Here is a 12445-nt window from a genome sequence, read left to right as displayed (position 1 = left end):
GCCGCCGTCCACCGGGTGGACGAGGTCGGAGAGGCGGACGATGGACGAGGCAGGGGCGCGCGAGGTACTGGCCGCGGCGGGGGTGCTGCCCACTCCGGCGCAGGACGCGGTGCTGCTCGCCCTCGGGGAGAACGCGGTGTTCGCCGCCGGGGACCTGGTCGTCAAAGTGGGACGCGACGCCGAGTTGCTGGAGCGGGCGCGCCGGGAGCTGGAGATCGCGGTGTGGCTGGCCGAGTCGGGCGTCCCGGCGGTGCGGGCCGCCGGGCCCGCACCGCTGCTCGTCGACGGGCATCCCGTGACGGTGTGGCACCGGCTCCCCCCTTCCGTGCGTCCCGCCGAGCCGCGGGATCTGGCCGAACTGCTGCGGATCGTCCACGCGCTGCCTGTGCCGCCCTTCGCGCTCCCGGCCCGGGACCTGCTGGGCGGCGTGGAGCGCTGGCTGCGCCTCGCGGGCGACGCGATCGACCCGGCGGACGCGGCGTATCTGCGCGAGCGCCGGGACGGATTCGCCGCCGCCGCGGCCGCGCTCACCCCCCGTCTGCGGCCCGGCCCGATCCACGGCGACGCACTGCCCCGCAATGTGCACGTCGGCCCCGACGGCCCCGTCCTGGTCGACCTGGAGACCTTCTCCGCCGATCTGCGCGAGCACGATCTCGTGGTCATGGCGCTCACCCGGGACCGCTACGGGCTCCCCGACCAGGCGTACGACTCCTTCACCGCGGCGTACGGCTGGGACGTGCGCGAGTGGGCCGGCTGCTCCGTGCTGCGCGGCGCCCGGGAGACGGCCAGCTGCGCCTGGGTCGCCCAGCACGCGCCCAGCAACCCCCAGGCCCTCGCGGAGTTCCGGCGGCGCGTGGCCTCGCTGCGGGACGGGGACGAGTCGGTGCGCTGGTATCCGTTCTGAGCCTTCGGTCTAGGCCGTACCCGGGGCGGGCTCGCCCGGGTCGCGGTCCCGGATCGTGCGTGCGGCGCGGCGCAGCTCGGCCAGGACCGTGCGGACCGCCGTGCGGGCCGTGCGTTCGGGGCGGTACAGCGCGTCGATGTCCCGCCTGGCCTGCACGCCGCCGATCGGCCTGAGGACCAGCGCCGGATGCGGCCGCATGGTCCAGCGCGGCATGAGAGCGATCCCACCGCCCGCGGCCACGGCCTCCGCGACCACCGCGAACTCGTTGATGCGGTGGGCCAGACGGAGCCGGCGCCCGGCCGAGGCGGCGATGGCCTCGATGGTGGCCATGACGGGGAAGCCGTCGTGCACGGTGATCCACGGCTCGTCCGCCACGTCCCGCGGCGTCAGGCGCCGTTTGGCGGCCAGCGGGTGGCCGGCCGGCAACGCCACATCGAGCGGTTCGTGCAGCAGCGTGGTCGCGGTCACCGTGCCCGGCCACGGCGGGGCGTGATCGAGCCGGTGGGCGAGCACCAGGTCGTACTCCCTGGTCAGCCGGGGGAAGTCGTCCTGGGCCACGTCCTCGTCGGCGAGCGCGAGCCCGGGTGTGCCGGGCTCGGCGAAGGCGCGCAGCAGCAGCGGGAACAAGGCCGCGGCCGCGCTGTGGAACGCCGCCACAGACACCTCACCGTCCGGTCGCCCGACGAACTCCTCGACGGCACCGCGGGCCCGCGCCAGTGCGGTCTCCACCTCGACGGCCGCGCCCGCGAGCGCCTGCCCGGCGTCGGTCAGCACCAGCCGCCGCCCCTGCCGCTCGGTGAGCGGCACCGGGATCGCGCGCTGCAGCAGCCGCAGTTGCTGGGAGATGGCCGACGGCGTCACCAGCAGCGCCTCGGCGACGGCGGTGACGCTGCCCAGCTCACCCAGTTCTCGCAGGATCCGCAGCTGCCGTTCGTCCATTCCCGCAGTGTAGGACCACTGTGCAGGATCGCTAAAAGATCGATGAAGAAACTGGTTCTGGGCTTCAGGGTCCCCGGCGGTGCACCGTAGGCGGGTGTTCGACGCCCGCCGTACCGATGCGGTACTCCTCGTGGTCGCGCTCGTCTGGGGTTCCAGCTATCTCTCGGCCCGGACGGCCGTGTCCGCGCTGCCCGTCCCGACGGTCCTGTTCGCCCGGTACGCACTCGCCGCCCTGGCCTGCCTCGCCCTCGTCGCCGTCCGCCGCGGACGGCGACGGTGGACGCGCGAGGAGGTACGGGCCGGGGTGCCGCTCGGGCTGACCCAGGCCGCGGTGCTGGTCATCGAGACGTACGGAGTCGCCCACACCAGCGCCGCCAACGCGGGGCTGATCATCAGCCTCACCATGGTGCTCACGCCGCTGCTCGACCGCTCCGGTCATCCCGGCGGGCTGCCGTGGACCTTCCACACCGCCGCCGGAGTCTGCGTCCTGGCCGTCGGGCTCCTGATGTCCGGCAACGGTTTCCACGCGCCCGGGCTCGGCGACCTGCTGATGCTCGGCGCCGCCTGCGTCCGCGCGGCGCACATGGCCCTCGTCGGGCGGCTGACCGCGGGCCGCGCGGTCCGCCCCCTGCACCTGACGGCGCTGCAGACCCTGGTCGGCACGGTGTTGTTCCTGCCGTCGGCCACCACCCGGCTGCCCGGCCTCGCCACCGCCGGCGCCGCGACCTGGACCCAGTTGCTCTATCTCGCCCTGTTCTGCAGTGTGTTCGCCTTCCTCGCGCAGACGTGGGCGGTCCAGCGCACGTCCGCCAGCCGTGCCGGACTGCTGCTCGGCACCGAGCCGGTCTGGGCCCTCGCGGTGGGTGTCGTCCTCGGCGGCGACCGTCTCACTCCGCTCACCGGGCTCGGCGCGGCCCTGATGGTCGCCGGAACGTACTGGGGCCAGTCCGTGGAACGCGCCCACCGCACGTCGGCACCGGGCCGGGCGCTCGGCCCCTCCCCCGCCGCACACGACCCTCGCCTCCGCACCGAAGCCCGCACCGAACCCCGCACCGAAGCCCGCACCGAACCCCGCACCGAAGAGGACGCCTCATGCCGGACCACGACACCTACCAGCGCCTGATCTCGCTGCTCGACTCCTCACACGTCGACTACTCCCTCGTCGACCACGCACCGGAGGGCGCCACCGAGGCCGTCAGCGCGCTACGCGGGCACCCGGCGTCCGAAGCGGCCAAGTGCCTGGTGCTGCGGGTGAAGGTCGACCGCCGTACCACCCGGCACGTCCTCGCTGTCGTGCCCGGGGACCGCCGGGTGGACCTGGACGCCGTACGGGAGCTGTTCGCGGCTCGTTACGCCAGCTTCAGCGACGCGGAGACCGCTGAACGCCTGGCCCGCGCCGTACCCGGCACGGTCCTTCCGTTCAGCTTCGATCCCGGCCTGGAACTCGTCGCCGACCCGGACGTCGTCGCCAGGCCGCGGCTGTACTTCAACGCCGCCCGGCTGGATCGGTCACTCGTCATCAGCGGCGCCGACTACGCACGGCTCGCCGAGCCGCGCGTGGAACCCATCGCGGGTCCGGCGCCGGCATGACCCGCGGGGCGCCGTGGAGCGCCGGCGCCCGGCTCAGACCCTGCCGTGCACGGCCTCCCGCAGCGGCCATGTGCCGTCCACCACGGCCGCCGCGTCGCCCTTGCTGCGCAGGAAGCTCTGGAAGTCCGCCGCCCAGTCCGCGTACCACTCGATCTGGCGGCGGTGCAGCTCCGCCGGGCCGAGGGCCGCGACCTTCGGATGGCGGCTCGCTATCGCACCGGCGAGCCGGGCCGCGGCCAGGGCGTCCGCCCCGGCGTCGTGCGCTGCGTCCAGCGCGACTCCGTACTCCGCGCAGACCGCTTCGAGGTTGCGCTTGCCGCTGCGGTAGCGGTCGGCCCATCGGTCGATGGTGTACGGATCGATGACCGGGCCCGGCTCCGCGCCGCCCAGGCGGTCGCGCAGGGAGGGCAGGCCGTGCCGCCGCAGCTCCGCGGAGAGCAGGGTCAGGTCGAAGGCCGCGTTGTAGGCGACGACCGGGACGCCCGTCTTCCAGTACGTCACCAGGACGTCGGCGATGGCGTCCGCGACCCGGTCGGCCGGTCTGCCCTCGGCCGCGGCGCGCTCGTTGCTGATGCCGTGCACGGCGACCGCGTCCGCCGGGATCTCCACACCCGGGTCCGCCAGCCATTCCCGGCGGCCCAGCGGCTGCCCGTCCCTGACCTCGATCACCGCACCCGTGACGATGCGCGCCTCATACGGGTCGGTGCCGGTCGTCTCCAGGTCGAAGCCGATCAGCAGCTGTCGGTGCCAGGCCATGGCGGCCCCCCTTCTCGGTGGTGCTCTCCCCCAGTGGTCTTCACCCTCCCATGCGCCACTGACAATCCGGGGTCCCCAGTCGTGCTCATGGCGCGGGACGCTTCAGGACACCGGGCGCGAATCGGCCCAAGCCAGCTCGAACTCCTCGCGGTAGGCCGGGAAGAGACCGCTCTCGTCGGACTGTTCCGGCTTGACGACCCGGTTGCCGTTGCGCAGCACCAGCACGGGCGCCTCCATGCCGCGGGTACGCCGCAGATAGGACTGCACCACCGCGATGCCGTCCGCGCCGTCCCCGTCCACCAGGTACGCGGTGAACCGTGGCGTCTCGTCGAAGACCTGGATCTCGAAGGCGCCCGGGTCGCGCAGCCTCGAGCGCACCCGGCGCATGTGCAGGATGTTCATCTCGACGGCGCGGCTGAGCTCGCCCTTCCTTATGCCGAGCTCCCGCTCGCGCCGCTTGACCGCACTGGACGCGGGGTTGAGGAACAGCAGGCGCACCCGGCAGCCCGACTCGGCCAGGCGTACCAGGCGGCGGCCGGAGAAGTTCTGCACGAGCAGGTTGAGGCCGATACCGATGGCGTCGAGTCGGCGGGCACCGCCGAAGATGTCCTCGGCCGGGAACCGCCGCAGCAGCCGCACGCGGTCCGAGTGGACGGCGACCACGTCCGCGTACCGGTCGCCCACCAGGTCCTCGACCGCGTCCACGGGCAGCCGCCGGGCGGAGGGCACGTCACCGCCCGCGCCCAGGACCTCCAGGAGCCTCGCCGACGCCCGCTCCGCCTGCGCGAGGACGGCCTCGGACAGGGCCCGGTTGCGGGAGACGACGTTTCGGGTCACTTCCAGCTCGTCCAAGGCGAGTTCGACGTCCCGGCGCTCATCTATGTAGGGCTCGAAGCACGGCCAGTGCTGCACCATCAGCTCACGCAGCTGAGGCAGGGTGAGGAAACTGAGCACGTTGTCGTCGGCCGGGTCGAGCAAGTACCCCTTGCGGCGGCTGACCTCGCGCACCGCGACCGCGCGCTGTACCCACTCCTGGCCGGCCGGCCCGGCGGCGGCGACCACCCAGTCGTCCCCGTGGACGGGTTCGTAGATGGGACGGAGAACGGCGGCCACGACCGCGCGCAGCCGCTGCTCGACCAGGTTCAGCCAGATGTAGGCGCGCCCCGCCCGCTGGGCGCGGGTGCGCACCTCGCGCCACGCGTCGGCGTCCCAGTCCAGTTCCGGCCCGATGGAGCCCATTTCCATCGGCCGTGCCAGGGACACCGCCCCGGGCGGGACATCCGTGGAGTTCCCCTCGTGACCCTCGTCACCAGGGGGAAGCTCCAGCCCTCCCGAGCCCACCCGCGCACCGCCTTCCGCTCCCCGAGCCTCCCCAGGGGCCAGGCCCCAGCCAACGATCAAGGAAGGGTACTCCGGGAGTCTGGCACGATGCAGCCGGATGGACAGGGTCGTTTCTCAACTACCGCATTCCGCAAGCCCGTTCCGGTCGGCGGGAGCGGGCCGCGTGAGCGGATTCATAGCCCTGACGTGGTACGGAGCGGCCGGAGGGCGCTGCCCGTGGAGGGCGACGCACTACCGGCACCCGGTCGGCACGATGGGGTGGCTGCCGGCGTCGGCCCACCCCACGGGGTGGCCGGGCGTTTGCCGGCTGACTCCCTTCCCATCGCTCGACCCGTGCTCCCGCAGCGTTCCGGGCTCCGCTCGCCCGGCGTGCCACGCGGGGCGCGTCCGGCAGGCCCGCACCTGCCGGAATGTAAAGAGGGACGAACGTCATAGGAGGTTGCGTCACTTTCGGGGAAGACTCCGCGGCAAGGCGCCCCGCGGGGCCAGGACAACTGGGAGAGTCGAATCCATGCAGGTCTGGCCTGGAGAGGCGTATCCGCTCGGCGCCACGTATGACGGCGCCGGAACCAACTTCGCGGTCTATTCGGAGGCCGCCGACCGGATCGAGCTGTGTCTGCTGCACGACGACGGCTCGGAGACGGCGGTGGAGCTGCGGGAGACCGACGCGTTCGTACGGCACGCGTATCTGCCCGGCGTGATGCCGGGGCAGCGGTACGGGTTCAGGGTGCACGGCCCGTACGCCCCCGAGCGCGGGCTGCGCTGCAACTCGGCGAAGCTGCTGCTCGACCCGTACGCACGCGCCATCAGCGGCAGCGTGAAATGGGGCGAGGAGGTGTACGGCTATCCCTTCGGCTCACCCGACAAGCGCAACGACCTGGACTCGGCACCCCACACCATGGCGTCCGTGGTCATCAACCCCTATTTCGACTGGGGCGACGACCGGCGCCCGCACACCGAGTACCACCGGACGGTGATCTACGAGGCCCATGTCAAGGGGCTGACGATGCGCCACCCGGCGCTGCCCGACGAACTGCGCGGCACCTACGCGGCACTGGCCCATCCGGCGATCATCGAGCACCTGACCGAGCTGGGCGTCACGGCGCTCGAGCTGATGCCCGTACACCAGTTCGTCAATGACCACCGTCTGTCGGACATGGGGCTGAGCAACTACTGGGGCTACAACACCATCGGCTTCTTCGCCCCGCACAACACGTACGCCTCGTGGGGCGACCGCGGCCAGCAGGTCCTGGAGTTCAAGTCGGCGGTCCGCGCGCTGCACGAGGCCGGCATCGAAGTCATCCTGGACGTCGTCTACAACCACACCGCCGAGGGCAACCACCTCGGACCGACGCTCTCGTTCAGGGGCATCGACAACCCCTCGTACTACCGGCTGACGGACGACCCGCGCTACTACATGGACACCACGGGGACCGGCAACTCCCTGCTGATGCGCTCCCCGCACGTGCTGCAGCTCATCATGGACTCGCTGCGCTACTGGGTCACCGAGATGCACGTGGACGGCTTCCGCTTCGACCTCGCGGCGACGCTGGCCCGACAGTTCCACGAGGTCGACCGGCTGTCGTCCTTCTTCGACCTGGTCCAGCAGGACCCGGTGGTCTCCCAGGTGAAACTGATCGCGGAACCGTGGGACGTGGGCGAGGGCGGCTACCAGGTGGGCAACTTCCCGCCGCTGTGGACCGAGTGGAACGGCAAGTACCGCGACACCGTACGGGACCTGTGGCGCGGCGAGCCCCGCACACTCGCCGAGTTCGCCTCCCGGCTGACCGGCTCCTCGGACCTCTACCAGGACGACGGCCGCCGGCCACTCGCCTCGATCAACTTCGTGACCTGCCACGACGGCTTCACGCTGCACGACCTCGTCGCCTACAACGACAAGCACAACGAGGCCAACGGCGAGGACAACCGCGACGGGGAGAGCTACAACCGGTCCTGGAACTGCGGGACCGAGGGCGACAGCGACGACCCGGCGGTGCTCGAGCTGCGGGACCGGCAGATGCGGAACTTCATCGCCACGCTGATGCTCTCCCAGGGCGTGCCGATGCTCAGCCACGGCGACGAGTACGCGCGCACCCAGCGGGGCAACAACAACGCCTACTGCCAGGACAACGAGCTCTCCTGGGTGGAGTGGCCCGAGGACGGCGGCGGCGAGCTGCTGGAGTTCACCCGCGCGATGGTATGGCTGCGCCGGGACCACCCGGTGTTCCGGCGACGCCGCTTCTTCCACGGCCGGCCGGTCCAGGGCACCCACGACGAGCTGTCCGACATCGCGTGGTTCACCCCGCAGGGCGAGGAGATGACCCAGCGCGACTGGACGTCGTCGCAGGCGGGCGCGCTGACCGTGTTCCTCAACGGCAACGCGATCTCCGAGCCGGGCTCGCGCGGGGAGCGGATCGCCGACGACTCGTTTCTGCTGATGTTCAACGCCTCGCCCAAGCCCCTGGAGTTCGTGGTGCCGGTCGACCACGGGCGCCAGTGGCAGCTGGTCGTCGACACGGCTGTCCCGGAAGGGGTGACGCCCGGCACCGGCATGAAGATCGAGGCGGGAGGCCGGCTGACCCTGCCGGACCGGAGCCTGACGGTGCTGCAACGCCCCGCATGACGACGAGCCGCGGCGCGTCCGCCGCACGAAAGCCGACGGGGCGGGTACGTAGGTTTCCATGACACCTGAGCGACCTGCCCCGGCGGTGCCCACGGCCACGTACCGGCTGCAGCTGCAGCCGGAGTTCCCGTTCGGCGCGGCGGAGGCGGCCGTCCCGTATCTGGCCGCACTCGGCGTCTCGCATCTGCATCTGTCCCCCGTCCTGGAGGCCGTCCCCGGATCGGCACACGGCTACGACGTCGTCGACCCCGCCCGCGTGCGGGACGAGCTGGGCGGCGAGGCGGGACTCCGGTCCCTGTCACGGACCGCCCGGGAACACGGGCTCGGCCTGGTCGTGGACATCGTGCCCAACCACATGGCCGCCTTCCCGCGCCACAACCGTGCCCTGTGGGAGGTGCTGCGCGAGGGCCCCGCATCACCGTACGCACGCTGGTTCGACATCGACTGGGACGCGCAGGGCGGCCGGCTGCTGGTGCCGGTGCTCGGCAGACGGCTCGGCGAGGAGCTCGGGCAGCTGAAGATGGACGGGGACGTCCTGCGCTACCACGACCAAGTCTTCCCACTGCGCGAGGGGACCGAGTCGCTGCCGCTGCCAGAGCTGCTGGACGCCCAGTGGTACCGGCCGGTGTGGTGGCGGCTGGCCCGTACCGAGCTGAACTACCGGCGGTTCTTCAGCATCTCCGAGCTCATCGGGGTGCGCGTCGAGGACCCGGAGGTCTTCGCGGCGACGCACGGCACGCTCCTGCGGCTGCTGGACGAGGGGGTGATCGACGGGCTGCGGGTGGACCACCCGGACGGACTGGCGGACCCGGACGCCTATCTGAGCCGCCTGCACGAGGCCACCGGCGGCCGCTGGACCGTCGTGGAGAAGATCCTCGCGGCCGGCGAGCACCTGCCGTCCGCCTGGCCGGTCGCGGGCACCACAGGCTACGACGCGCTACGGCAGGTGGACGGGCTCTTCACCGATCCCGCGGGCGGCGACGAGTTGCTCGGCCACTACCGGCGGTTCGCGGCCCCGCAGGCGGACCGCGGCGGGGACTGGGCCGCCACCGTTCGGCGCGCCGCCGATCGGGTGGTCACGCACGAGCTGGCCACCGAGCTGGACCGCCTGACCCGTCTGGCGAGCCGCCTGTGCGCCACGTCCCCCGACCCTGCTCTGCGCGACCACGCGCCCTGGGCGCTGCGCGGCGCGCTGCGGGAGCTCCTGGTCCGCATGGAGGTGTACCGGCCCTACACCTCCACGGACGCCGCCACGGTGGTCACCAAGGAGGCCGCCGCCGAGGCCCGCGCCACGTTCACGGTGCCCGAGGAGGCGCACGCGGTCGACGTGGTACGGGGGCTGGCGCTCGGACGCGGTGAGGACGGCGCCGAACAGGCGGAGTTCCGGGCCCGTTTCGCGCAGACGGCGTCGGCGCTGCGCGCCAAGTCCGTAGAGGACACGGCGTTCTACCGGTATGTGCCGCTGCTGTCGGCGAACGAGGTGGGCGGCGACCCCGGGGCCCCGGGGCTCTCCCCCGAGGACTTCCACGCGTACTGCGCACGGGTGCAGCGCGACTGGCCCACCACCGGCACCGTGCTGTCGACGCACGACACCAAGCGCAGCGCGGACGTGCGGGCGGCGATCGCGGTGCTCACCGAGTGCCCGCAGCGGTGGGCGGACGTGCTGGCCGAGGTGACCGGCGCAAGCGGCGGGGGGCCCGATCCCCACCTGGTGTGGGCGGCCTGGCAGACGTACTTCGGGCTGGGGCCGGCCGCCGGGGAGCGCCTCCAGGGGGCGCTGCTCAAGCACGTCCGGGAGGCGGGACTGCACACCACGTGGACCGAGCAGGACCCCGGCTACGAGGAGGCGGTCGCGGCGTTCGTCGCGGGCATGCCGTCGGGGCCGGCGGGACGGCTGGTGACCCACTTCCGGGAGGCCCTGGCACCGCATATCGAGGCGAACGTCCTGGGCGCCGCCCTGGTCCATCTGACGATGCCGGGCGTGCCGGACGTCTACCAGGGCACGGAGGGCGAGTACCGGGCCCTGGTCGACCCGGACAACAGGCGGCCGTTCGCACCACAGAAGGAGCCGTCGGACAAGGCGGAGCTCACCGGAGCCGCACTGCGGCTGCGCCGTCGTCGTCCGGAGGTGTTCGGCGCCTCGGCGGCCTACGCCCCGCTCGCCGCCGAAGGACCCGCCGCCGCGCACTGCGTGGCCTTCGTGCGCTCCGGGGAGGTGCTGACGGCGGTCACCCGGCTGTCACTGCGGCTCGACAAGGCGGGCGGCTGGCGCGACACCTCTCTCACGCTGCCGCCGGGCCGGTGGGCCGACGCGCTCGCTCCCGAGCGGGAGTTCGAGGGCGACACGCGCGTGGAGGCCCTTTTCGGGAGGCTGCCGGTGGCCTTGCTGGAGCGGATCGGCGGGGAATGAGCCGGGGGCGGAATCGCCGGGGGCGCCGCGCGTCTCCCCGCTCACCGGAGGTGGACCGCACCGGGCCCCGCGCGAGCGCCCCACAGGGTGCGCGCTCGGGGCCCGGATCCGGACGTCAGTGGGGCAGGCCCGGCACCGACGCCCCCTGGCCCTGGTCCCACAGGGCGAAGACCGCTCCGGTGCGCGCCTCGAGGTCGCATGCGTTCGCGAAGGTGTGGCTGTAGTCGACCGGGTGGCCGCTCCACTCGCCACGCGCGGACACCGTGACGGGGGCGTAGATCATCGGGCAGTACATGTGCGCGGGCGCGATACGGCCGATGTCCCCCTGCACCGCGGCGAGCTGGGCGCACGCCCGGACGGCCGCCGCGTGGCCCCGGGGCGGATCGCACATCAGAAGCGTGCCGCGGATGTCCCTGGAGCGGGTGTCGCCCTTGGCGACGGTCAGATAGAGCCAGTTGCCCGCGGTCGCCGGCCGGGGCGCGGCCGAGGCCGAGGGCGCGATGAGCAGGGCGGCCGCGGCGAGCAGGGCACCGCGCAGGGCATGGGTCGTCTTCCTCATTCCGTATGCATCGGCACCGCGGCTCCCGAACCCCACCCCGACTCACCCGAATGGGAACGCACGGGCGCATACCGAGCGGCGAGTTCGAACGCGGCGAGCACCACCCGCGCCTGGTACTCGGCCTGGCGTGCCACGGGGATCCAGCGCGCTTCGTAGCCGTCGCGGTAGTCGGCGCACCACTCGTCGATGAGCACGTCCAGCTCCGCCAGCACCTCGGCCGCCCCGGGCCCGGCGGCCCCGGCGAGCTGGTGCAGCAGTCCGGCGGTGCGCAGCGCGACCCGGCGGCCGGAGATGCCGAGGGCGGTCAGCCGGGCGGAGTCGAGCGGCGGCAGCGGCCGCTCCCCGGGTCCGTAGGTGTCAGGGTCCCAGGAGTCGGCGAGTCCGGGGCCGACCATTAAATAGTCGTCGACCGGGGCGAGCAGCCGGTCGGCGTCCACGACGCCCGGCAGATGGGGGCGGATGCGGGCCAGAAAGCCTTCCAGCAGGCGGGTGTCGTGCCGCAGCGTCCTGCTGACCGTCCGCAGCACCGCCTCGGGGTCGTGGTGCGGCGAGTCGTCCTCCACGGCTTCCACCCCCCACATGGGCGCTTCCACGACCGCTGTGACGGTGCCGTAGCGATGCGGATGGAACCAGGTCGACTCGACCGCGGCCTCCGTGATCGCCGCGGCGAGGTCGCCTCGGCGGGGCGGCGGAATGCGGTAGACGGCGGGCCCCAGAGTCGGCCAGTACAGCGTGTCGTATGGGCCGAGTTCGCGCGGGATGCCGAGCCGGGCCGCCGCCTGGGCGAGCCGCTGGGCCATTCCGGGCAGGTCGCGGGTCAGTTCCACGAAGCCGCCGCCGACGTCGACTCCGTGCAGGGAGCACTGGAAGAAGGGTCGCAGCTCGTCCTGGAGGTCGAGCAGGGCGCGGGTCTCGGGCAGGGCGGCGCGCTCCGCGCCGTCCGGCAGCCACTCGGGCTGCTCGAGGAAGCCGGGGCGGAAGAAGTGCCGGAAGTACCGGCCGAGGGTGTACGGGCCCGACAGCCAGCCCTCGTTGCGCCGTGCGCCGTCGGGGTCGAGGCACAGCAGCAGGTTCCAGGTGGTGTCGGCCCCGGCGCCGAGCCGGGGGTCGGCGAGCGCCCGTTCGGCCAGACGCAGGGCGGTGGCGCCGCCGACGGGTTCGTTGGCATGGGGTCCGGCGACCACGAGGGCGTGGCGGCTGCCGTGTCCCACGGAGAGCAGCCACAGCGGCGTGCCGCCCCGGGACGTGCCCACGCGACGCAGCCTGGCGTCACGCGGGCGGCGGGCGACGAGCGCGGCAGCACGAGCGCCGAGTTCGTCCACC

10 protein-coding genes are annotated in these 12445 nt (G+C 73.0%); 5 read left to right on the top strand and 5 right to left on the bottom strand.

Features of this window, described 5'->3' with window-relative positions; all coding sequences use genetic code 11:
- The first annotated feature begins 40 nt into the window (after positions 1-40).
- On the top strand, positions 41-904 hold the full coding sequence (locus ACWDA7_RS01775; protein ID WP_450602244.1) for a phosphotransferase enzyme family protein: 864 nt from the start codon (positions 41-43) through the stop codon (positions 902-904).
- A 9-nt stretch (positions 905-913) separates the two neighbouring features.
- Here ACWDA7_RS01775 and ACWDA7_RS01770 read toward each other — a convergent pair whose 3' ends face one another.
- Positions 914-1843 carry a LysR family transcriptional regulator gene (locus ACWDA7_RS01770; protein WP_450602242.1) on the bottom strand — a complete coding sequence of 310 codons (930 nt, stop codon included), beginning with the start codon at positions 1841-1843 and terminating at the stop codon, positions 914-916.
- Between the two features lie 94 nt (positions 1844-1937).
- Here ACWDA7_RS01770 and ACWDA7_RS01765 point away from each other — a divergent pair, with 94 nt between their 5' ends.
- Positions 1938-2966: a DMT family transporter gene (locus ACWDA7_RS01765; protein ID WP_450602241.1), complete on the top strand. Its 1029-nt coding sequence runs from the start codon at positions 1938-1940 to the stop codon at positions 2964-2966.
- Positions 2936-3433 (top strand): YbaK/EbsC family protein, encoded by a 498-nt coding sequence (locus ACWDA7_RS01760; RefSeq protein WP_450602239.1) that lies wholly within the window; start codon positions 2936-2938, stop codon positions 3431-3433. The genes ACWDA7_RS01765 and ACWDA7_RS01760 overlap by 31 nt, the downstream gene beginning before the upstream one ends.
- Before the next feature lie 33 nt (positions 3434-3466).
- Here the strand turns inward: ACWDA7_RS01760 and ACWDA7_RS01755 are convergent, their stop codons facing one another.
- Together ACWDA7_RS01755 and ACWDA7_RS01750 are read right to left on the bottom strand one after the other, a co-directional pair.
- Positions 3467-4189, bottom strand: a complete 723-nt coding sequence (locus tag ACWDA7_RS01755; RefSeq protein ID WP_450602238.1) for an exonuclease domain-containing protein — start codon at positions 4187-4189, stop codon at positions 3467-3469.
- 102 nt (positions 4190-4291) lie between these two features.
- Positions 4292-5530, bottom strand: coding sequence for an SAV2148 family HEPN domain-containing protein (locus ACWDA7_RS01750; protein WP_450602237.1), 1239 nt, complete (start codon positions 5528-5530; stop codon positions 4292-4294).
- Between the two features lie 511 nt (positions 5531-6041).
- Here ACWDA7_RS01750 and glgX point away from each other — a divergent pair.
- Both glgX and treY read left to right on the top strand, forming a co-directional pair.
- On the top strand, positions 6042-8153 hold the full coding sequence (glgX, locus tag ACWDA7_RS01745; protein WP_450602236.1) for a glycogen debranching protein GlgX: 2112 nt from the start codon (positions 6042-6044) through the stop codon (positions 8151-8153).
- A gap of 58 nt (positions 8154-8211) precedes the next feature.
- On the top strand, positions 8212-10563 hold the full coding sequence (gene treY, locus ACWDA7_RS01740) for a malto-oligosyltrehalose synthase (protein WP_450602235.1): 2352 nt from the start codon (positions 8212-8214) through the stop codon (positions 10561-10563).
- A 115-nt stretch (positions 10564-10678) separates the two neighbouring features.
- Here treY and ACWDA7_RS01735 read toward each other — a convergent pair whose 3' ends face one another.
- Both ACWDA7_RS01735 and ACWDA7_RS01730 read right to left on the bottom strand, forming a co-directional pair.
- The gene (locus ACWDA7_RS01735; protein ID WP_450602234.1) at positions 10679-11122 is read right to left on the bottom strand and encodes an SSI family serine proteinase inhibitor; all 444 of its coding nucleotides are present in this window, start codon (positions 11120-11122) and stop codon (positions 10679-10681) included.
- On the bottom strand, positions 11119-12444 hold the full coding sequence (locus ACWDA7_RS01730) for a M14 family zinc carboxypeptidase (protein ID WP_450602233.1): 1326 nt from the start codon (positions 12442-12444) through the stop codon (positions 11119-11121). The genes ACWDA7_RS01735 and ACWDA7_RS01730 overlap by 4 nt, the downstream gene beginning before the upstream one ends.
- Between the last annotated feature and the right edge of the window lies 1 nt (position 12445).

This window comes from Streptomyces sp. NPDC001156 (assembly GCF_053598275.1).
Note: the sequence above shows the minus strand (reverse complement) of the source record. Positions and strands in the feature narration are given on the sequence as shown.

Coding starts and splice junctions, on each gene's coding strand:
- ACWDA7_RS01775 (WP_450602244.1), top strand. CDS start 41: ATGGACGAGGCAGGGGCGCGCGAGGTACTGGCCGCGGCGGGGGTGCTG.
- ACWDA7_RS01770 (WP_450602242.1), bottom strand. CDS start 1,843: ATGGACGAACGGCAGCTGCGGATCCTGCGAGAACTGGGTGAGCTGGGC.
- ACWDA7_RS01760 (WP_450602239.1), top strand. CDS start 2,936: ATGCCGGACCACGACACCTACCAGCGCCTGATCTCGCTGCTCGACTCC.
- ACWDA7_RS01755 (WP_450602238.1), bottom strand. CDS start 4,189: ATGGCCTGGCACCGACAGCTGCTGATCGGCTTCGACCTGGAGACGACC.
- glgX (WP_450602236.1), top strand. CDS start 6,042: ATGCAGGTCTGGCCTGGAGAGGCGTATCCGCTCGGCGCCACGTATGAC.
- treY (WP_450602235.1), top strand. CDS start 8,212: ATGACACCTGAGCGACCTGCCCCGGCGGTGCCCACGGCCACGTACCGG.
- ACWDA7_RS01735 (WP_450602234.1), bottom strand. CDS start 11,122: ATGAGGAAGACGACCCATGCCCTGCGCGGTGCCCTGCTCGCCGCGGCC.